The organism is Bacillus sp. FSL W7-1360, from assembly GCF_038592975.1.
Lineage (GTDB): Bacteria > Bacillota > Bacilli > Bacillales > Bacillaceae_D > Shouchella > Shouchella lonarensis.
In genome coordinates, this window is record NZ_CP151950.1 from 2,173,313 (window position 1) to 2,195,537 (window position 22,225).

The 22,225-nt window shown below is 45.4% G+C and carries 15 protein-coding genes, 3 rRNA genes and 1 other RNA gene; 18 read left to right on the forward strand and 1 reads right to left on the reverse strand.

What is annotated here, in order from left to right; genetic code table 11:
* The first annotated feature begins 66 nt into the window (after positions 1 to 66).
* The 13 genes from mfd to NSQ26_RS11285 all read left to right on the forward strand — a co-directional run bounded on the left by mfd (position 67) and on the right by NSQ26_RS11285 (position 14,551).
* Positions 67 to 3,612, forward strand: a complete 3,546-nt coding sequence (gene mfd / locus NSQ26_RS11225) for a transcription-repair coupling factor (RefSeq protein WP_090776644.1) — start codon at positions 67 to 69, stop codon at positions 3,610 to 3,612.
* A 150-nt stretch (positions 3,613 to 3,762) separates the two neighbouring features.
* On the forward strand, positions 3,763 to 4,302 hold the full coding sequence (gene spoVT, locus NSQ26_RS11230; RefSeq protein ID WP_090776643.1) for a stage V sporulation protein T: 540 nt from the start codon (positions 3,763 to 3,765) through the stop codon (positions 4,300 to 4,302).
* A gap of 141 nt (positions 4,303 to 4,443) precedes the next feature.
* A complete protein-coding gene (tadA, locus tag NSQ26_RS11235; RefSeq protein WP_090776642.1) occupies positions 4,444 to 4,908 on the forward strand; it encodes a tRNA adenosine(34) deaminase TadA in 465 nt (154 codons plus the stop codon).
* 111 nt (positions 4,909 to 5,019) lie between these two features.
* Positions 5,020 to 5,286: signal recognition particle sRNA large type (gene ffs, locus NSQ26_RS11240), an RNA gene on the forward strand.
* 157 nt (positions 5,287 to 5,443) lie between these two features.
* Positions 5,444 to 7,138 carry a DNA polymerase III subunit gamma/tau gene (gene dnaX, locus NSQ26_RS11245; protein ID WP_499718209.1) on the forward strand — a complete coding sequence of 565 codons (1,695 nt, stop codon included), beginning with the start codon at positions 5,444 to 5,446 and terminating at the stop codon, positions 7,136 to 7,138.
* 19 nt (positions 7,139 to 7,157) lie between these two features.
* Positions 7,158 to 7,469, forward strand: coding sequence for a YbaB/EbfC family nucleoid-associated protein (locus tag NSQ26_RS11250; RefSeq protein ID WP_090776640.1), 312 nt, complete (start codon positions 7,158 to 7,160; stop codon positions 7,467 to 7,469).
* A 12-nt stretch (positions 7,470 to 7,481) separates the two neighbouring features.
* On the forward strand, positions 7,482 to 8,081 hold the full coding sequence (recR, locus tag NSQ26_RS11255) for a recombination mediator RecR (protein WP_090776639.1): 600 nt from the start codon (positions 7,482 to 7,484) through the stop codon (positions 8,079 to 8,081).
* Complete coding sequence (locus NSQ26_RS11260) at positions 8,081 to 8,314, forward strand: YaaL family protein (protein WP_499718210.1); 234 nt, start codon at positions 8,081 to 8,083, stop codon at positions 8,312 to 8,314. Before recR ends, NSQ26_RS11260 begins: the two co-directional genes overlap by 1 nt.
* Before the next feature lie 107 nt (positions 8,315 to 8,421).
* Positions 8,422 to 8,688, forward strand: a complete 267-nt coding sequence (locus NSQ26_RS11265) for a pro-sigmaK processing inhibitor BofA family protein (RefSeq protein ID WP_499718211.1) — start codon at positions 8,422 to 8,424, stop codon at positions 8,686 to 8,688.
* A 248-nt stretch (positions 8,689 to 8,936) separates the two neighbouring features.
* Positions 8,937 to 10,485: ribosomal RNA gene (locus tag NSQ26_RS11270) — 16S ribosomal RNA — on the forward strand.
* A 378-nt stretch (positions 10,486 to 10,863) separates the two neighbouring features.
* Positions 10,864 to 13,799, forward strand: a 23S ribosomal RNA gene (locus NSQ26_RS11275).
* 59 nt (positions 13,800 to 13,858) lie between these two features.
* Positions 13,859 to 13,974 (forward strand): 5S ribosomal RNA (gene rrf / locus NSQ26_RS11280).
* The 16S, 23S and 5S rRNA genes sit together here, the layout of an rRNA operon.
* Before the next feature lie 70 nt (positions 13,975 to 14,044).
* On the forward strand, positions 14,045 to 14,551 hold the full coding sequence (locus tag NSQ26_RS11285; protein ID WP_499718212.1) for a GNAT family N-acetyltransferase: 507 nt from the start codon (positions 14,045 to 14,047) through the stop codon (positions 14,549 to 14,551).
* Positions 14,552 to 14,706: 155 nt separating this feature from the next.
* On the opposite strand, the gene NSQ26_RS11290 is transcribed toward NSQ26_RS11285, so the two are convergent.
* A complete protein-coding gene (locus tag NSQ26_RS11290) occupies positions 14,707 to 15,645 on the reverse strand; it encodes a YaaC family protein (protein ID WP_090776187.1) in 939 nt (312 codons plus the stop codon).
* Positions 15,646 to 15,778: 133 nt separating this feature from the next.
* Between NSQ26_RS11290 and guaB the strand changes: the two genes are divergently transcribed.
* The 5 genes from guaB (at position 15,779) to NSQ26_RS11315 (ending at position 22,138) form a co-directional block, all read left to right on the forward strand.
* Entirely contained in the window at positions 15,779 to 17,236 is a 1,458-nt protein-coding gene (guaB, locus tag NSQ26_RS11295; protein ID WP_499720048.1) for an IMP dehydrogenase, read from the forward strand.
* Between the two features lie 138 nt (positions 17,237 to 17,374).
* Positions 17,375 to 18,700 (forward strand): D-alanyl-D-alanine carboxypeptidase family protein, encoded by a 1,326-nt coding sequence (locus NSQ26_RS11300; RefSeq protein WP_499718213.1) that lies wholly within the window; start codon positions 17,375 to 17,377, stop codon positions 18,698 to 18,700.
* 103 nt (positions 18,701 to 18,803) lie between these two features.
* Positions 18,804 to 19,688, forward strand: coding sequence for a pyridoxal 5'-phosphate synthase lyase subunit PdxS (gene pdxS / locus NSQ26_RS11305; RefSeq protein ID WP_499718214.1), 885 nt, complete (start codon positions 18,804 to 18,806; stop codon positions 19,686 to 19,688).
* Between the two features lie 37 nt (positions 19,689 to 19,725).
* On the forward strand, positions 19,726 to 20,313 hold the full coding sequence (gene pdxT / locus NSQ26_RS11310; protein WP_499718215.1) for a pyridoxal 5'-phosphate synthase glutaminase subunit PdxT: 588 nt from the start codon (positions 19,726 to 19,728) through the stop codon (positions 20,311 to 20,313).
* 169 nt (positions 20,314 to 20,482) lie between these two features.
* Positions 20,483 to 22,138 carry an IS1634 family transposase gene (locus tag NSQ26_RS11315; RefSeq protein WP_499717796.1) on the forward strand — a complete coding sequence of 552 codons (1,656 nt, stop codon included), beginning with the start codon at positions 20,483 to 20,485 and terminating at the stop codon, positions 22,136 to 22,138.
* Positions 22,139 to 22,225 lie beyond the last annotated feature (87 nt).

Sequence of the window (22,225 nt, forward strand, 5' to 3'; positions counted from 1 at the left end):
AGGGTTTTAGATGGAGTGAGGATAAAGGGCTCCACTAGATGAGAAGGAATCAGGGGGAAAAGAACGATGTTAGGATTGCAACAATATGTGGGGATGACGCCTGCGCTAAAAGCGGTTACGGACGGCATTGAACGTGATCTGAATGACCACTTACTATCGGGATTGAGTGGCTCAGCACGTACGATCGCAATTGCAACGGCATATCGAGAAACGAAAAAAAGTCAGCTGGTGGTCACACATAATTTATATCATGCACAGAAACTGTACAATGACTTAGCCGCTTTACTTGGAGAGTCCCGTGTTTACCTCTATCCAGTAAATGAACTCATTTCAATGGAGATTGCGGTAGCGAGTCCAGAAATGAAGGCGCAGCGGATTGAGTTAATGAACGCACTCGGGCAACAATTCTCGGGTGTCATTGTTGTGCCTCTAGCAGGTATTCGTCGATTATTACCACCAAAATCACTTTGGCAACAAAGTCAATTGCAATTAAAAGTGGGTGATGATATTGGCGAGTGGGAAGCGTTTATTGGTCGTCTGGTGACACTTGGCTATCGCCGTGTGGACATGATTTCAGCTCCGGGTGACATGAGTGTAAGGGGCGGCATTTTAGATGTGTATCCGCTTACGGAAGAGTACCCGATTCGGATTGAATTATTTGATACAGAAATTGACTCATTACGTTATTTTTCTTTAGAAACACAACGCTCTGAAGAGATGATTCAAGAGATTACGATCGGACCATCTGAAGAGGTGTTGTTGACAGATCAGCATTACAGCTATGCGGCAAATAAATTGGATGAGCAACTTGCTTTTACATTAAAGAAGATAGCGAACGAGCAAACGCGCAAAAATTTACAGGAGCGGATTCCGTTTGAGATTAGTCAATTAAAACAACGAACAACTTTTGAAGGTATGTATAAATACATGTCATTTTATTACGAACAGCCACAATCGTTGTTATCGTACATACCTGAACGGACTGTTGTGTGGTTAAATGAGCCAAGCCGTGTAAAGGAAATGGCAGATCAATTGCAAAAAGAAGAGCTTGAATGGCATATGGCAATGCTTGCACAAGGTGATATTGTGCATGATGCTCAGATGTCGCTTGACGCCTTAGCAAAATTGCAAGCGTGGCACGGTCCGATGATTTATTTATCATTATTTCAGAAGCATCATTCATCGAGCCACTTAGATAAAGTAACAAATGTCTCGTGTAAAACGATGCAAAATTTCCATGGGCAAATGGATTTGCTTGTGTCCGAAGTAAAGCGATGGTTAAGTCATCAATACACGGTTGTCTTTGTGGCTGGTACAGTTGAGCGAGCGAAAAGATTGTCATTGCAATTAGCTGACGAACAGATCACGGCCCATGTTGTTGAATCAAAAACCCCGCTCTCACCTGGCTCAGCGCAAATTTATGTGGGTCATTTAAATGCTGGTTTTGAGTTAACGGATCAACGTCTCGTTGTTGTGACAGAGGAAGAGGTTTTTGCTAAGCAAGCGAGACAGCCGAAGCGTCGACAAAAACTGTCTAATGCGGAGAGAATTAAAAGTTATTCTGAGTTGGCCGTGGGTGACTTGGTTGTCCATGTGAATCACGGGGTGGGGAAGTACTTAGGTGTCGAGACGCTCGAGATTAACGGTGTTCATAAAGACTATTTACATTTGCGTTATGCTGGTAATGATAAGTTATACGTACCAGTTGAACAAATTGATCAAGTACAGAAGTTCGTTGGCTCGGAAGACAAAGATCCGAAGATGCATGCACTTGGTGGGAGTGATTGGAAAAAAGTAAAAAGGAAAGTTAAAGCATCTGTTGAAGACATTGCGGACGATTTAATCAAGTTATATGCCGAGCGACAAGTGAGTGTTGGATATAAATTCTCAGAAGACGGTCCAGAGCAACGAGAATTTGAGGCATCTTTTGCCTACCAAGAGACGGAAGACCAGCTACGTGCAATTACCGAAATTAAAGGTGATATGGAAAAGCCACAACCGATGGATCGCTTGTTATGTGGAGATGTTGGTTATGGGAAAACAGAAGTCGCAATTCGTGCTGCTTTTAAGGCCATTATGGACGGAAAACAAGTGGCGCTGCTCGTTCCAACAACCATTTTGGCACAGCAACATTTCGAGACCATCACAGAGCGTTTTTCTGATTATCCCATTCAAGTCGGTGTGTTAAGCCGTTTTCGCTCAAAAAAAGAGCAGACGCACACATTGAAGGGGTTAAAAGCGGGCTCTGTTGATATTGTCATTGGCACACACCGTTTATTGTCAAAAGATGTGTTGTTTCACGACTTAGGGTTGCTTATTGTAGATGAAGAGCAACGCTTCGGGGTAACGCATAAAGAAAAGATTAAACAATTACGTGTCGGGATTGATGTGCTTACATTGACAGCAACGCCTATTCCGCGAACATTGCATATGTCTATGCTTGGAGTACGTGACTTATCGGTCATTGAAACCGCACCGGAAAATCGTTTTCCAGTCCAAACGTATGTCGTTGAGTTTAACCCTGCGCTTGTGCGTGAAGCGATTGAGCGGGAGTTAACACGTGGTGGTCAAGTATATGTGCTTTATAACCGTGTGGAAGATATCGAACGGATGACGGAAAAAATTGCAACGCTTGTGCCAGATGCTCGTGTCTCTTATGCGCATGGACAAATGAATGAACGTGAGTTAGAATCAATTATTTTGAATTTTATTGAAGGCGAAGGGGATGTGCTCGTTACGACAACGATCATTGAAACGGGTGTCGACATCCCTAACGTTAACACACTGATTGTTTGTCATGCTGACCGAATGGGTTTGTCGCAATTGTATCAAATTCGTGGGCGTGTGGGGCGCTCCAATCGGGTAGCGTATTCTTATTTTACGTATGAGGCGAATAAAGTATTGTCTGAGGTGGCTGAGAAGCGTTTGCAAGCGATTAAAGAGTTTACAGAGCTTGGGTCTGGATTTAAAATTGCGATGCGTGATTTAACAATTCGTGGAGCAGGCAATTTACTTGGTGCACAGCAACACGGTTTTATTCATTCTGTAGGCTTTGATTTGTATTCACAAATGTTAAAAGAGGCCATTGAAGATCGAAAGGGAGAGAAACCGAAAGTACCACCTGCACAAACAGAGATTGTTCTTAGCATCGATGCGTATATTCCTGAACAGTATATTCCTGATGCAAAGCAGAAAATTGAGATGTATAAACGTTTTAAAGGTGCAGAAACGATTGAGGAACTAGACGATTTACGTGACGAAATGTTAGATCGTTTTGGGGAATATCCAAAGCAAGTGGATTACTTGCTGTCAATGACGAAAATAAAGCTGTTGGCTGACGTTGAAGGGGTAGAAAAAATTACTGCTACGAGTGAAGTCGTGACTGTGCTGCTGTCAGAAGGCGCGACAAACAACATGGACGGGGCAAAACTTTTTGAAGCCGCACGTCATATTGGGCGCGAAGTGACAATCGGCACAACGGGCGCGCAAGTGAAATTTGTGATTAAAATAAAAACATTATCAGACGAACAGTTGCTACAATATTTATTGCAGCTGTTGCAATCATTGCCAACAGCACGTAAGGAAAAAGCACCGTCTCCTACATCTACGTAAAGGGTATTGAGATCATTTGCGCGTAGCACTACAATCTTGTATTGGAAAGAATGAAATTCGTGTTCTGGTGAATAGTTCAAAGAAAAGGAAGAATACTACAGGGGACATGATTTTCTGAAAATCCATTTCAAGAAAGTGAGGCGCGCGATATTGAAAGCAACAGGCATTGTACGACGTATTGATGATCTCGGTCGTGTTGTAATTCCTAAAGAGATCCGTCGCACATTACGTATAAGAGAGGGAGACCCGCTGGAAATTTTTGTGGATCGAGATGGGGAAGTGATCTTGAAAAAGTACTCTCCCATCTCTGAGTTGAGCGATTTTGCGAAGGAATATGCAGAAGCGTTGTATGACAGTTTGAATCAAAATATCTTGATCTCCGACCGCGATACATATATTGCTGTATCGGGTGCTTCCAAAAAAGAATATGCAGGTAAAGCAATTGGTGATATTGTTGAGAAGGCGATGACGAGTCGAAAAGTCCACTTGGAATCGGAGGCGGGCGAACACAATATTGTTGGAGAGTATCAAGGTGACTATAGAGGTTTTGTTGTTGCACCAATTATTGCCGGTGGGGATCCGATTGGTACTGTTGTCATCTTTACTCAAGATAAGCCTTTAAATGGACAACTAGAGCAAAAGATGGCTGAAACGGCAGCGAGCTTTTTAGCGCGTCAAATGGAACAATAGATATTTCTAAGGAGGGAAACGTTGTCGGTGGCTGAAAATTGAACCGTAATTTTTCCTTTCTTGTAACTTACGATAAAGCTCTGTGTCACTCACATAGAGCTTCTTTCGTATTTGAGTGCTTGGGGAGAGGGAGCGAGATAGATGGAGACCAATCATGAACATTGGATGGAGCTCGCGCTTAAACAGGCGACATATGCGGAGCATCTAGGGGAGGTGCCAATTGGCGCAGTCATTGTGAAAGACGGAAAAATGATTGCTGCGGGGCATAACTTGCGAGAAACAGCACAAGCTGCGTTGGCACATGCTGAAGTGATCGCAATTGATCGCGCTTGCCAGACATTGAATTCTTGGCGTTTAGAGCAATGTACGCTTTATGTGACACTCGAACCATGCCCAATGTGCGCGGGAGCGATTGTGCAAGCACGGATACCAACCGTTGTATATGGCGCCAGTGATCCAAAGGCTGGTTGTGCAGGCACCATCATAAACTTATTGGACGAACCCCGTTTTAATCATCGGAGTACAGTCATATCCGGTGTGTTAGAGGAATTATGTCGTGCACGACTCACAAATTTTTTTAAAGCGTTGCGATTGAAAAAGCGTTAATTTGCACATGACTTGCAGGGAAATACAGATTTTTTCTTGCGCTTTTTCTTTGTGTGGCGTATACTAGAAAATGCACTAGTGAGGTGCATATAAAAGTGGTTATACACTTTGTCGTGCTAGGTGGGAAGGTAGCGGTGTCCTGTAACTCGCAATCCGCTATAGCGAGGCTGAATCCCTTCTTGAGGTTTCAGTACTGCAAGGTTTGCCCTAAGTAAGTGGTGATGACATTTGGGTTCTGCGCAACGGAAACCCATGAACCCTGTCAGGTCCGGAAGGAAGCAGCAGTAAGTGGATCCTTTCGTGTGCCGCAGAGGTGCCTGGATTGAGCAAACTGCTTAGGTAGCACTTGTGGTTCTTTAATCAAAGGAAGGTGCACGGCATTTATAATATATGAGACGAGATGGAAGTCATATGTATGACGTCGCAAATATGTAAACAAGGGCAACTACGAGAAGTGGTTGTTTTTTTGTTTTCAGCGTGCGGAGAAAACGTTATAATATGAAAGAGGTGAAGCTGAAGGGGAGGAGGCGTTTCTATGAGTTATCAGGCGTTATATCGTGTGTGGCGTCCGCAACAACTAGCAGATGTAGTCGGACAAACACATATTACAAAAACGTTGCAAAATGCGCTTATGCAACAAAAAATTGCGCATGCGTATTTATTTTCTGGTCCGAGGGGGACGGGAAAGACGAGTGCAGCAAAAATTATTGCAAAAGCAATCAATTGTGAGCGTGCGCCTGTGACAGAACCGTGTAATGTATGTGCCGCATGTGTGGGGATTACAGAGATGTCTGTTGTAGATGTCATTGAAATTGATGCAGCCTCCAATAACGGTGTAGATGAGATACGGGATATTCGTGATAAGGTGAAGTTCTCACCGACTGCAGTTCCTTACAAAGTGTACATTATTGATGAGGTACATATGCTTTCTACGGGAGCTTTCAACGCGTTATTGAAAACGTTGGAAGAACCACCGGCTCATGTGATTTTCATCTTGGCCACGACAGAACCGCATAAAATCCCTTTAACGATTTTGTCCCGTTGCCAACGTTTTGACTTCAAACCCATTTCGATGCAGGTGCTTGTGCAACAAATGGAACAGATTTTACAGGCTGACAATTATGAGTACGAGCTAGAAGCGTTGCAATTAATTGCGAGAGCGGCAGATGGAGGCATGCGTGATGCGCTTAGTCTGCTTGATCAGGCGCTAGCTTTTTCGGATGAAAAGGTGCACGCATCTGATGTCCTGACGATGACGGGAGCGGTATCGCGGCAGGCACTTAACACATTGATGCATGCAGTTGCTAAAGAAGATGCAGTGCTTGCGTTAAATACAATTGATGAAGAGTTAAAAAAAGGAAAAGATCCGAGGCGTTTATTAGAAGATATGATCTTCTATTTACGTGATATGTTGTTGTATAGCGCAGCTCCAGAGGCTACGCATTTGTTTGAACGAGCAAGTTTAGATGGGTCATTTAATGAGGTCGCGTCGTTGTTTAAGGCACCCCAAGTTCATCACATGTTGCAATCATTACATGAGGGGCAGCAAGAAATGAAATGGTCAGTGCACCCACGTACCGTACTAGAGATGTCGATGCTAAAGGTGCTGCAGTCTGCACCCAATGTGGAAAAGGCGACGGACCCTACTGTGATTGATACATTGATGCAAAAGATCGAGAAATTAGAGGCTGACTTAAAAATGTTGCAGTCAAATATGCAGCACGATAGAGAAGTGACAAGGCCAGAAAAGGTTGCCACAACACATGCTCGCATAGCTTCGCCTGCACAAAAGACAATAGGGTCATCATCTCATGTCCCACCCGTTGCGCGCGAATTGTTAACGCAAGCGGAAAAAGGGTTCTTGCAGGAAGTGACAAGCCATTGGGGGGCGTTGATGGAACAGTTGAAGTCTCTTAGCGTTCCTGCACATGCATGGCTCAGTGATGCGAAACCAGTTGCGGCATCAAAAACGAAGGTGCTTTTAGCATTCCAAAATGAGATGCATCGTGATATGATGGATACAAAGTTTCGTGGCGAGCTAAAGCAAGTAATGCAGGGAGTGTTCGCTCACCAAGGAGACTTCGTGACACTATTGAACCAACAATGGTTGCTTATCAAACGTGATTATGTACGCGAGAAACGGAATGAGCAACCGAAGAGCGAAGGTGCCTTGGTTGATGAGGCTGTCAAACTTGTCGGAGAAGATCTGATAGAAATAATCGATTCATAAAAAGAAGGGGTGCATTGACATGAAAAATATGGGTGGCATGATGAAGCAAATGCAAAAAATGCAAAAACAAATGATGGAAGCGCAAGAGGAGCTCAAAAGTAAGACAGTTGAAGCAACAGCGGGTGGTGGTATGGTGACGGTTACTGCTGCAGGTGACAAACGGATTGTTGATGTAAAAATTGCTGAGGATGTTGTTGATCCCGATGATGTAGATATGCTACAAGATTTAATTGTTGCTGCAACGAATGAAGCGTTAAAACAAGTGGATGAACTTATCGAACGTGACATGGGTAAGTTTACGAAGGGATTAAATTTACCAGGCATGTTTTAGGGGGGATGCGGTGTGCAGTATCCACAACCGATCGCAAAATTGATTGAGGGATTTACGTATTTACCCGGGATAGGTCCAAAGACAGCAACTCGTTTAGCTTTTCATATATTAGACATGAAAGAAGATGACGTGCTGTCATTTGCGAAAGCACTTGTGCATGCAAAAAGAGACTTAACATATTGCACACGTTGCCACCATATTACAGACACAGATCCATGTTATGTATGTGAGGATATGAAGCGTGACCAAACGACGATTTGTGTCGTGCAGGAAGTGCGCGATTTGATTGCCATGGAAAAAATGCGTGAATACACAGGGTTATATCATGTATTGCACGGGGCGATATCACCGATGGATGGTATTGGTCCAGAAGATATTAAAGTAGTTGAGTTGATTAAGAGACTCCAAGAAGATGACAATAAACAAGAGGTCATTATTGCGACGAATCCGACCATTGAAGGGGAAGCAACAGCGATGTATATATCGCGACTCCTCAAGCCAACCGGAATCAAAGTGACTCGTTTGGCACACGGGTTGCCTGTCGGGGGTGACTTAGAGTATGCAGACGAAATGACATTATCAAAAGCGATTGAAGGAAGGCGCGAAATATAATGCTACAGTTCAAAAAAAGAGGACGTTTACGTAAGGAGGAGGATGAACGTCTTCTTGAGCATATGGATATGTTAAAACAAATTTTAGATTATAAAAGAGGCATCCTTGCGCATAGCGTTGTGATACCAGAAGAGGTTTGTATGCAGAAGAAGCGTGACGAGGCACTTTACTCGATGTTATTGCGGGAAGCGCGTACGAGACACCAACGTGTAGAAGGAAGCCCTGATTGTTGATGATAGCAAATAAGGGCTTCCTTCTATATTAAATGGGGCCGTAGATGTTCTAAAGAAAGTGAGCTTGCATACAGTAGGAGTAAGACAGGCTGTATGGAGGATGACATATGGAGTCATGGATGATTGTTCTTATAATGGGTTGCGTGATTGTACTTTTTCTACTCGTTGGTGCCCCAATGCAGCCAATGCGTTTCATCGGACGTGTGTTGATTCGTGTCATTGTTGCAATGCTATGCTTATTTCTTGTGAATTCACTTACAGGACTAACAGGCTTTTTCTTACCAATTAATATCATGACAAGTTTGACGGTTGCTTTCTTAGGATTACCAGGTTTATTGTTGTTGGTGGCAGTGCAGCAGTTCATTCTTCCGTAGTTACATACAGAGTAACGTTTTTAAGGAGTATTTCATTGGCTTCTGCCAAAGGTAGGACTGAGAAGATAAATTTTTTCTTAAAAAACACTTGACGGTACTACAGGGAAATGGTATATTAATTAAGTCGCCAACAAACAGCGACACAAGCTCATTGAAAACTAAACAATAGCCAAGCGTAAAGAGAGATCAATAGATCTCAACACATGTAAGAACCACAAAGAAATTTGTGAATGAGCAAATCAAACACTTTAATGGAGAGTTTGATCCTGGCTCAGGACGAACGCTGGCGGCGTGCCTAATACATGCAAGTCGAGCGCACAGAAGGGAGCTTGCTCCCGGAAGTGAGCGGCGGACGGGTGAGTAACACGTGGGCAACCTGCCCCCTAGCCTGGGATAACTTCGGGAAACCGAAGCTAATACCGGATAACATTTTGACCTACCTAGGTCGATATTAAAAGATGGCTTCTGCTATCACTAAGGGATGGGCCCGCGGCGCATTAGCTAGTTGGTGAGGTAACAGCTCACCAAGGCGACGATGCGTAGCCGACCTGAGAGGGTGATCGGCCACACTGGGACTGAGACACGGCCCAGACTCCTACGGGAGGCAGCAGTAGGGAATCTTCCGCAATGGACGAAAGTCTGACGGAGCAACGCCGCGTGAGTGAGGAAGGCCTTCGGGTCGTAAAGCTCTGTTGTGAGGGAAGAACAAGTACCGTTTGAATAAGGCGGTACCGTGACGGTACCTCACCAGAAAGCCACGGCTAACTACGTGCCAGCAGCCGCGGTAATACGTAGGTGGCAAGCGTTGTCCGGAATTATTGGGCGTAAAGCGCGCGCAGGCGGCTTCTTAAGTCTGATGTGAAATCTTGCGGCTCAACCGCAAGCGGCCATTGGAAACTGGGAAGCTTGAGTACAGAAGAGGAGAGTGGAATTCCACGTGTAGCGGTGAAATGCGTAGATATGTGGAGGAACACCAGTGGCGAAGGCGACTCTCTGGTCTGTAACTGACGCTGAGGCGCGAAAGCGTGGGGAGCAAACAGGATTAGATACCCTGGTAGTCCACGCCGTAAACGATGAGTGCTAGGTGTTAGGGGTTTCGATGCCCTTAGTGCCGAAGTAAACACATTAAGCACTCCGCCTGGGGAGTACGACCGCAAGGTTGAAACTCAAAGGAATTGACGGGGACCCGCACAAGCAGTGGAGCATGTGGTTTAATTCGAAGCAACGCGAAGAACCTTACCAGGTCTTGACATCCTTTGACCACCCTAGAGATAGGGCTTTCCCTTCGGGGACAAAGTGACAGGTGGTGCATGGTTGTCGTCAGCTCGTGTCGTGAGATGTTGGGTTAAGTCCCGCAACGAGCGCAACCCTTGATCTTAGTTGCCAGCATTCAGTTGGGCACTCTAAGGTGACTGCCGGTGACAAACCGGAGGAAGGTGGGGACGACGTCAAATCATCATGCCCCTTATGACCTGGGCTACACACGTGCTACAATGGATGGTACAAAGGGAAGCGAAACCGCGAGGTGGAGCCAATCCCATAAAGCCATTCTCAGTTCGGATTGTAGGCTGCAACTCGCCTACATGAAGCCGGAATTGCTAGTAATCGCGGATCAGCATGCCGCGGTGAATACGTTCCCGGGTCTTGTACACACCGCCCGTCACACCACGAGAGTTTGTAACACCCGAAGTCGGTGAGGGAACCTTTTGGACCCAGCCGCCTAAGGTGGGACAGATGATTGGGGTGAAGTCGTAACAAGGTAGCCGTATCGGAAGGTGCGGCTGGATCACCTCCTTTCTATGGAGTCATACTCTAGTCGATACGATTGTCGTAAGACATCGTAACGCTTGCGCTATTGTTTAGTTTTGAGTGAGCAACATCACTCAATAAATGGTTCTTTGAAAACTAAATCATGAAACAACTCAAATGAGTCATGGACACGTGCTTCGCACGAAGAAATGACGTCTAGGATGAAAGAAAGCAAACTTTTTGCTTTAGCAAGACTGACAAAGTAGACAGTGGATGAAAATCCGCCGTTGATCTTTGAATAGTTTTTGTGAAAAAAACCGAGAAGTTCGAGGACACAAGCGTTCGAAGGAAGGAGCGTATCTTAATACGTGACTGACTGAGAAACGCGCAGTGGACGAAGAAATTCGAAGGTTATTTTTACAAAAAGGATAAGGTAGAAAGGGCGCACGGTGAATGCCTAGGCACTAGGAGCCGAAGAAGGACGCGACGAACAGCGAAATGCTTCGGGGAGCTGTAAGTAAGCAATGATCCGGAGATCTCCGAATGGGGAAACCCACCATCCGTAATGGGATGGTACCCACATCTGAACACATAGGATGTGAGGAGGCAGACCTGGGGAACTGAAACATCTAAGTACCCAGAGGAAGAGAAAGAAAAATCGATTTCCTAAGTAGCGGCGAGCGAAACGGAAAGAGCCCAAACCAAGAGGCTAGCCTCTTGGGGTTGTAGGACACGCAACATGGAGTTACAAAGAAACGGCGTAAGTGAAGCATCTGGAAAGATGCGCGGTACAAGGTAACAGCCCTGTAGCTGAAACTTCGTTTCCTCCTGCGTGGATCCTGAGTACGGCGGGACACGAGAAACCCCGTCGGAATCCGGGAGGACCATCTCCCAAGGCTAAATACTCCCTAGTGACCGATAGTGAACCAGTACCGTGAGGGAAAGGTGAAAAGCACCCCGGAAGGGGAGTGAAAGAGATCCTGAAACCGTGTGCCTACAACTAGTCAGAGCCCGTTAATGGGTGATGGCGTGCCTTTTGTAGAATGAACCGGCGAGTTACGGTGTCGTGCAAGGTTAAGCATGAAAAAGCGGAGCCGCAGCGAAAGCGAGTCTGAATAGGGCGCTATAGTACGCCGCCGTAGACCCGAAACCGTGTGATCTACCCATGTCCAGGGTGAAGGTCGGGTAACACCGACTGGAGGCCCGAACCCACGCAAGTTGAAAATTGCGGGGATGAGGTGTGGGTAGGGGTGAAATGCCAATCGAACTCGGAAATAGCTGGTTCTCCCCGAAATAGCTTTAGGGCTAGCCTCGAGTGAAGAGTATTGGAGGTAGAGCACTGATTGGACGAGGGGTCCCCACAGGATTACCGAATTCAGTCAAACTCCGAATGCCAAATACTTATGCTCGGGAGTCAGACTGCGAGTGCTAAGATCCGTAGTCAAGAGGGAAACAGCCCAGACCATCAGCTAAGGTCCCAAAGTATACGTTAAGTGGAAAAGGATGTGGCGTTGCTTAGACAACCAGGATGTTGGCTTAGAAGCAGCCATCATTGAAAGAGTGCGTAATAGCTCACTGGTCGAGTGACGCTGCGCCGAAAATGTACCGGGGCTAAACGTATCACCGAAGCTATGGCAATCCCGTAAGGGATTGGGTAGGGGAGCGTTCCAAGGACAGTGAAGGTAGACCGAGAGGACTATTGGAGTGCTTGGAAGTGAGAATGCCGGTATGAGTAGCGAAAAGAGGGGTGAGAATCCCCTCCGTCGAAAGCCCAAGGTTTCCTGAGGAAGGCTCGTCCGCTCAGGGTAAGTCGGGACCTAAGCCGAGGCCGAAAGGCGTAGGCGATGGACAACAGGTAGAAATTCCTGTACCACCTCGTATTCGTTTGAACGATGGGGGGACGCAGAAAGGTAGGGAGAGCGCGCCGCTGGCTGAGCGCGTCGAAGCAGTGAGGCTGAAACGTAGGCAAATCCGCGTTTCATAAAGGCTGAGCTGTGACCGTGAAGGACCCTAGGGTCCGAAATCCCTGATCCTCCGCTGCCAAGAAAAGCCTCTAGTGAGAAGACAGGTGCCCGTACCGCAAACCGACACAGGTAGGCGAGAAGAGAATTCTAAGACGCGCGGGATAACTCTCGTTAAGGAACTCGGCAAAATGACCCCGTAACTTCGGGAGAAGGGGTGCTCTAATAGGGTGAATAGCCCGAGAGAGCCGCAGTGAAAAGATCCAAGCGACTGTTTAGCAAAAACACAGGTCTCTGCGAAGCCGCAAGGCGAAGTATAGGGGCTGACACCTGCCCGGTGCTGGAAGGTTAAGAGGAGGGGTTATCCCTTACGGGAGAAGCTCTGAATTGAAGCCCCAGTAAACGGCGGCCGTAACTATAACGGTCCTAAGGTAGCGAAATTCCTTGTCGGGTAAGTTCCGACCCGCACGAATGGTGTAACGACTTGGATACTGTCTCAACGAGAGACCCGGTGAAATTATAGTACCTGTGAAGATGCAGGTTACCCGCGACAGGACGGAAAGACCCCATGGAGCTTTACTGTAGCTTGATAGTGAGTGTTGGTATCGTTTGTACAGGATAGGTAGGAGCCAAGGAAGCCGGAGCGCCAGCTTCGGTGGAGGCATCGGTGGGATACTACCCTGACGGTACTGACATTCTAACCTCGACCCGTGATCCGGGTCAGGGACATTGTCAGGTGGGCAGTTTGACTGGGGCGGTCGCCTCCTAAACAGTAACGGAGGCGCCCAAAGGTTCCCTCAGAATGGTTGGAAATCATTCGTAGAGTGCAAAGGCATAAGGGAGCTTGACTGCGAGACCTACAAGTCGAGCAGGGACGAAAGTCGGGCTTAGTGATCCGGCGGTGCCGTATGGAAGGGCCGTCGCTCAACGGATAAAAGCTACCCTGGGGATAACAGGCTAATCTCCCCCAAGAGTCCACATCGACGGGGAGGTTTGGCACCTCGATGTCGGCTCGTCGCATCCTGGGGCTGTAGTAGGTCCCAAGGGTTGGGCTGTTCGCCCATTAAAGCGGCACGCGAGCTGGGTTCAGAACGTCGTGAGACAGTTCGGTCCCTATCCGTCGCGGGCGTAGGAAATTTGAGAGGAGCTGTCCTTAGTACGAGAGGACCGGGATGGACATACCGCTGGTGTACCAGTTGTTCCGCCAGGAGCATCGCTGGGTAGCTACGTATGGTCGGGATAAGTGCTGAAAGCATCTAAGCACGAAGCCCCCCTCAAGATGAGATTTCCCATGACGCAAGTCAGTAAGACCCCTTAGAGATGATGAGGTTGATAGGTCTGGAGTGGAAGTGTGGCGACACATGGAGCGGACAGATACTAATCGGTCGAGGTCTTATCCTAATATTCATCCTTACATTTGAGTCCCATGATTTAGTTTTGAGAGAATCGTTCTCTCATTATCCGGTGCTTATGGCAAAGAGGTCACACCCGTTCCCATGCCGAACACGGTCGTTAAGCTCTTTTGCGTCGATAGTAGTTGGGGGCTTCCCCCTGCGAGCGTAGATCGGTGCCGGGTTGATAGTTAGTTTAAAAAGCACATCCCACTGGATGTGCTTTTTTGAGCTGAAAAACAAGGAGGAACTCATATGAATCTATTAAATGAAAACGAGATAACACTATGTTTGTATGAGGGGAAATTCAGAAATGAACTTGAAGCATTTTATTTGCCGGAGCAACAGCTTGAGTTTACAGAACTGCCTGGAGAGTCTTTAAAGAAGTGTTTAGAAGATAAAGACCGTTTCCCTGTTGTTGTGACATATTTAGGGCATGCAGTAGGATTTTTTGTTATGTCTATAGGAGAAGCAGTTAAGGTGTATAGTGATAATGAGCAGGCAGTTCTCTTGCGCGCCTATCTTATTAATTTACCTGAACAAGGAAAAGGATTTGCTGTGCAGTCAATTAAAAAACTAGCATTGTTTGTGCAAGGCCACTTTCCATTGAAAAACGAGATTGTATTAGCAGTAAACAAGCGCAATACAGGTGCACAAAAGGTGTATAAAAGAGGAGGTTTTATAGACACAGGCAAGCGAGTAATCGGCCCAAAAGTATTACAGTATATTTTTCATTTAAAGATAGGAGAGGAAAGATTGTAATCAGTACGCATGGAAACCCAACGGTCTTAATTATGTCACAATTTCGGACTGAGTGCGGTTGTCAATTTTGGAAGCAGCTTAATATACCCGATTTTCACAAATTGTTTTTTTAGACAAAAGGAATTGGTGTTTGTGCATTCCCTCGAGAAATAGGGCTATGTGTCAAGTTCAGCACTAATCAATTGCGGAATCCTCTCTTGGGCTTGTCTCAAGAAGCTTTTGATGAAAGGAATATCATCACTGTCCATTGTATGCAATCGTTCACCCCACCATTCTGTCTCGTAGCGGCAAATCATGCTCAAATTATAAAGGACCAAATAATATACCGCTAACTCAGGTAGCAATAAGCAATCAGCTCTATTCCGGTGTAAGACAGGCGTGTGTGTTTGTGTGAAGCGGAGTGAGGTTAATTTTTCTACAGAGAAGTTTCCTGTGGAAATGGTTAGAAAGAGGTCTCCTCGCTTTTCATACGTATGCAGTGAGTCGTTTTTAAGCCCCGTATCATGTAAGTAATTCGTCATTCGTGTGGCAGTCATGTGATATTGATCAAGCACGTTAGAATCAAACACAATGGTTGATTCGTTAAGGTGCTTACCTATAAAATAAATATCTTCAGATCGCAAAGACTGAAATAAAGGTTGCATGGCTGGTAGTTGTTTTAGTAAGATTTTCATGGTGTACTTGTCAATAGGAAAATGTTTCATGTGGAACATTGTATTTAACATGTGTTTGTATAGACCACGGTGTTGAATTTTAACTTCGTCGTCGAGAAAAGCATAGTCTTGTTTTTTGCGTTTTCTCGTCGTGACCCCATGCGCAAGAACGGCGGTTGTTGTTGGATAAAATGGATCGACTGTGAGTATACACGCTTTAATGAGCTGGGTTAGACCGTAAAATAGTAACATAGGTTGTATATCAATCGGTGCGGTATGTGCTTGAGATAAGTAAAGTTTTCCATGTTTCAACTGATACATAAAGGTATAGCAGTTTTTGTAGCTCATTTTATTTACGTCTATGACGGATAATGATTCATATCTTTTCGCCAAGTATGCTCGTGTGTAAGGAGCCGATTCGAATAAGGTCATATGTTCCATGAAGCATCCCTCGCTTGTTTAGGAAGTGAATTCTGAAAAAAACGATTTAGATCCGTGCCTTGACAGTAGTTTGCCCAATTGATAAGCTACTAAGTAATTATTTTTGGTCTTTTGAAGGGCGATGATGAGAAGAATGTGGGAGCGTAAATTTGAAAAAGAAGGTTTGACGTTTGACGATGTATTGTTAGTGCCTGCCGAGTCGAATGTATTGCCACGGGATGTTTCGGTCAAGACGCGGTTGAGTGATCATGTCACATTGAACATCCCTGTTATGAGTGCGGGAATGGATACGGTCACTGAATCCGAAATGGCGATTGCCATTGCTCGTGAAGGTGGCATGGGTATTATTCACAAAAATATGTCCATTGATGAACAAGCAGACCAGATTGATAAAGTGAAGCGTTCGGAAAGTGGGGTCATTACCGATCCTTTCTTTTTAACGCCTGACCGTCAGGTGTATGATGCCGAACATTTGATGGCAAAATATCGCATTTCTGGGGTGCCAATTGTGGACGAGTCCCAAAAACTTGTAGGGATTATTACAAATCGGGATTTACGCTTTATTGAAGACTACGGTATGCGAATTGATGATGTCATGACAAAAGAAGGCTTGGTGACAGCACCAGTCGGTACGACGCTTGCACAGGCGGCTGAAATTTTGCAACAACATAGGATTGAAAAATTACCTTTAACAGACGATCAAGGCATGTTAAAAGGGTTAATTACGATCAAGGATATTGAAAAGGTCATTGAGTTTCCAAATTCGGCAAAAGATAGTCAAGGGCGGTTAGTTGTTGGAGCTGCAATTGGTGTATCTGCTGATGCGGATGCGCGGATTGAGGCGGTGGTAAAAGCTGGTGCAGATGCCATTGTTATTGATACAGCACATGGACACTCTAAAGGCGTGCTAGACAAAGTACGTGCAGTACGCAATCGTTATCCTGACTTGACCATTATTGCTGGGAATGTAGCGACAGCAGAGGCAACACGTGCGCTTATTGAAGCAGGAGCGAGTGTCGTAAAAGTTGGGATTGGTCCAGGGTCGATCTGCACAACGCGCATTGTGGCAGGCATTGGTGTACCACAAGTGACGGCCGTATATGATTGTGCATCAGAGGCGCGAAAACACGGTGTGCCAATTATTGCTGATGGGGGAATTAAATACTCTGGTGACATCGTCAAAGCATTGGCTGCAGGCGGCCATGCGGTCATGCTTGGCAGCTTGCTAGCTGGTGTAGAGGAAAGTCCGGGAGAAACGGAAATTTACCAAGGACGACAATACAAAGTGTATAGAGGCATGGGCTCTCTAGGGGCAATGGAGAAGGGGAGTAAAGACCGTTATTTCCAGGAAAATAATCAAAAATTGGTTCCTGAAGGTATTGAAGGACGGACAGCATACAAAGGGACGCTTAAAGATACGATTCATCAGCTAGTTGGAGGTTTGCGAGCTGGTATGGGTTACTGCGGCACAGAGACCCTTGAACACTTACGTGAACGAGCAAAATTTGTTCGAATCACTGGAGCGGGCTTGCGCGAGAGTCATCCTCACAATGTGCAGATTACTAAGGAAGCACCAAACTATTCGTTGTAAAGTTCACAGGAGACGAGGCTTTCTCGATATACTGGGGGTTAGGTGTGAAGACGAGGCTAGATGTTTTAATTTTAACTTCCAGATGTTGTAGGGGCATGGTAAAATAGCACAGGTGGTAAAATTTGTGGAGGTGACAGTGTGGGACAAGTGAAACAGTCGACACGGACGCTGAGTCGTATTTTTCTCAGTTTGCTTGTGTTGATAACGGTTTTCGGTTCGAAGGTGGCGGCAGCAGAACCGATAAAAGTGGACGGGGCTGCTGCGATTATCATCGATGCAAACAGTGGTCAAGTTTTGTTTGAACAAGGAAGTGATGAGCAGCTACCAATTGCAAGTATGACAAAGTTAATGAGTGAGTACTTAATTTTAGAAGCCATCAAGGAAGGGAAAATTGCATGGGATGATGAAGTGGCCATTTCCGTTGAATTGGCGACGTTGTCCCATAAGCGAGCGCTGTCTAACGTTCCTTTAAGGCAAGATTATGCTTATACGGTAAAGGATTTATATGAGTCGATGGCCATTTATTCGGCCAATGCGTCAACCATGGCGCTTGCAACACACGTGGCAGGTTCTGAAAAAAGTTTTGTTGGCTTAATGAACGAAAAAGCTGCAGAGCTTGGCTTAGAAAAGTACGAGTTTGTTAATGCAAGTGGATTAAATAATGCAGATTTAGGAGATTTACGGCCAGAAGGAACGGAACCAAATGGTGAGACCTCTCTCTCAGCAAGGTCTGTTGCAAAATTAGCGTATTACTTATTACGTGATTATCCAGAAGTGCTAGAGACAGCAAGTATTCCGTTTGCCGAGTTTAATGCAGGTCCAGATGAAAAGGTTGATATGCCAAATTGGAATGAAATGTTACCTGGTGCAGATCATGAGTACAGTGGGATTGATGGCTTGAAGACCGGGTATACATCTGCTGCAGGCAATAACTTTACTGCCACAGCAAAGCGAGGTGACACGCGCTTAATTACAGTAGTGATGGGCACGGACACGCGCGCAGATCGTTTTAATGAAACAGCCAAACTTTTAGATTATGGTTTTAACCATTTTGATCAGGAAATACTGTTAGAAAAAGGTGCACAACCTGATAAAGGTTTGATTGAGGTTGCTGTGGGGAAAGAAAAGGAAGTTCAAGTTGTCACGAAAGATGATGTGTCTTTGCTTTTCAGCCGTCAACAAGATGCGTCTTACACAACGGAGATTAAGTTAGATGAAGATAAATTAGATGATGAGGGGCGTCTTGTTGCACCGCTAAAAAAGGGTGAAAAGGTCGGAACGTTAAAGATCTCATTATCGGAGCCAACATCGTATATTGATGGGGATGAATTGCAAGTGGACCTGGTAACTGCAAATGAAGTCGAAAAAGCAGGATGGTTTACGTTAACGATGCGTGGAATAGGTGGATTTTTCTCTGGATTGTGGACGGGCCTAACGGATTGGGTCGGGGGACTGTTTAGTTAAGGAATGAAAGGAGGGGGCCAACCCCTCTTTTTGATGATTATCATACAATCTTTGCTTATTTTAAGGTATACTAAATGAGGATAGAAAATGAGGGGGGAAAACCATGAATCAGACTGGAACAGATAGAGTGAAACGAGGCATGGCAGAAATGCAAAAAGGCGGCGTCATCATGGATGTTGTCAATGCGGAACAGGCAAAAATTGCTGAGGAAGCGGGTGCAGTTGCAGTCATGGCGCTTGAACGAGTGCCTTCAGATATTCGTGCAGCTGGTGGTGTCGCTCGCATGGCTGACCCAACCATTGTTGAAGAAGTAATGGAAGCGGTCACGATTCCAGTCATGGCGAAAGCACGTATCGGTCATATTGTTGAGGCGCGTGTATTAGAAGCTATGGGTGTAGACTACATTGATGAGAGTGAAGTGCTCACACCTGCCGATGAAGTATACCACTTAAATAAACGTGATTTTACTGTACCTTTTGTCTGTGGTGCGAGAGATTTAGGAGAAGCGACACGACGAATTGGAGAAGGCGCTTCAATGATTCGTACAAAAGGAGAGCCTGGGACAGGGAATATTGTTGAAGCAGTTCGGCATATGCGGCAAATGCAAGCGCAAATTAAGCAAGTAGCAAATATGGCGACAGATGAACTAATGACGATGGCAAAAGAACTAGGCGCGCCATATGAGTTGTTGTTAGAAATTAAAGAGATGGGTAAGTTACCCGTTGTCAACTTTGCAGCGGGCGGTGTAGCAACGCCAGCGGATGCTGCACTGATGATGCAGCTTGGTGCAGACGGTGTCTTTGTTGGCTCGGGTATTTTTAAATCTGATAACCCGGAAAAATTTGCGCGAGCAATTGTTGAAGCGACAACACACTATAGCGATTACGAGTTAATTGCGTCACTATCAAAAAATCTCGGTACAGCAATGAAAGGAATTGAAATCTCAACGTTGACAGCAGGAGAGCGCATGCAAGATCGTGGCTGGTAAGCTGCAGATGCATTTAAAATAAAGGGGAAGACATAAAATGGTCACAATTGGTGTGCTTGCGCTGCAAGGAGCAGTGAAAGAACATATTCGTATGATCGAAGTGAGTGGGGCGTGTGCAGTCGAAGTGAAGCGTCCAGAGCAGCTAGCAGACGTAGATGGTTTGATCTTACCTGGTGGAGAATCAACGACCATGCGTAAGCTTATTGACAAATATTCGTTTTTTGAACAACTTGTGCAGTTCGGTGCAGCAGGAAAGCCCGTTTTTGGTACGTGTGCAGGGATGATTTTAATGGCGCGCGAGCTGACGGAGCAAAAAGATGGTCACCTTGGTTATATGGATATGACTGTAGAGCGCAATGCGTTTGGTCGTCAACGAGAAAGTTTTGAAGCAGATGTTTCTGTGAAGGGCATTGCCAATGATGTACGGGCCGTGTTCATTCGTGCACCACTTGTGAAAAGAGTTGGTGACGATGTGGAAGTGCTAGCTATGTTTAACGAAGAAATGGTCGCGGTTCGTCAAGGGTCGTTTCTTGCATGCTCTTTCCATCCAGAGTTAACAAATGACCACCGCTTGCACCAATTTTTTATAGACATGTGTAAAAAGCATGACGTTAGAGCGCAGTAGGGCAACCTGCTGTGTTTTTGCATATTAAAAGAGGTGGTTGACTTTTTATGCTGTAACTCACATTTCGCATCCTTCCTATCACCCTAGGAAGGATTTTTTCATCCAATGTCGAATGATGTATAAGCAGGTATAAAGCTACCCGAAATACATAGCCAGATGAGGGATGGACATGAACATACAGATTGATGCAGTTTACCAAGCCACGTATTTGAATATGATTAGCGAGCTCATAAAACAATTGAAACTCCCAAGTAAAATCACGAACTTTGTCAATGCCAACGACCAATGTCAGGTGTCGCCAGGAGATGCTGTTCATCTATTATTGCTCGATATTCTTAGTGGCCGTCAAGCCTTGGTACATGTAGAAGAATGGGCAAAAGAGATCGATCTCCATAAACTGTTACATGAAAAAGTCGCTCCTAGCTTTTTTAATGATGACGCATTAGGAAGACATTTAGATCGCTTACATGATGCAGGCATTCACCAACTTTTATCATCGATTTTGCTGGATGTATACAAACACGAGGAGATCCCCTTGAGCGTATTTCACGGCGATACAACAAGCCTGTCCTTGTACGGCGCATACGATCGCCCAAGCCGAACACTGAACATCACAGAAGGATACAGTCGAGATAAACCCGGTTATAAGCAAATTCAATTTGGTGTTGTCGCTAATGAAGATGGCATCCCTATTTATGCGGATGTTCATGACGGAAATGAATCTGATAAAAGCTGGAATCCTCAAGTGTTAGACCAACTCCATGATCAATTCTCACAAGTCGATCTGGATGGGTTCATTTATGTAGCGGACTCAGCTGCAATGAGCGCAAAAACGTTAAAACAAGCGAAAGCTGCGGGCGCAGCGATCCTTACCCGAGGGCCGAATCATTTAAAAATCGTGAAAGCTGCACTTGAGAAAGCAGATGAGACAGACACACCATGGTCCGAGGAAATCTCCTTTGTTTCAAGCAAAAAAGGTGCGACGTACCGCTTATTTGAATGCGCTGATACATATGAGGGACACGACGTGCGACTCATCGTTGCCGAATCCAGCGCATTAGACAAGAAAAAAGAAAAGACACTAACCAAAAAACGAGAACAAGAACACGCGATGATCGAGAAGCAACAACAAAGCTGGACAAAATCACCGTTTCATTGCGAAGAGGATGCAATGAAAGCCTTTAGCGAGTGGGAAAAGGAAGCAGGTCTCTGTTTTCATACGGTTCAACCCACCATCCGCGCCATCGAGGTAACAAAGCGGAAGCGCGGACGCCCTAAAAAAGGTGTAGAACCCGAAGTCCAAACGCACTACATTCTTGAAGTAGAAACGACGTTTGATGAAGCAGCTTTTGCACACGCAAGAAGAAAAGCTTCACGTTTTGTGCTCGTTACAACAGTGCCGAACGAATGGCAAGGAGAACCTGCTTGTCCAAAGCGTTTGCTTGAGCTTTACAAAGGGCAGATCAACGTAGAAATGAACTTTCGTTTTCTCAAAAACCCTTTTTATATCGATGATGTCTACGTCCATAAACCAGAGCGTGTTCAAGTACTTGGTTACTTATTTCTTCTCGCCCTTGTCATTTATCGAGTCTTCCAACGACGTATCCGGCAACATATTACCACAGCGCATCCAATGAAAGGAGCCGGTGGTCGAACGCTAACAAAGCCTACAGGAGAGGCGATTTTTCAGCTATTTAAATACGTTCAAGTGGTTGCCTTTACGCTACCAGACAACACAAAACAAAGGAGTTTTTCGCGACCGCTTACGTATGAACAACAAAGGGTATTAACCGCACTGGGCATGGATGAATCGATTTACCTGTAATCAATTCCATATGAATGAGCCATGGAAAAAAATGCATCTTATCCATGGCTTTTCGGGTAGCGTTAAATCTATAGGTAAAAAAAGGAA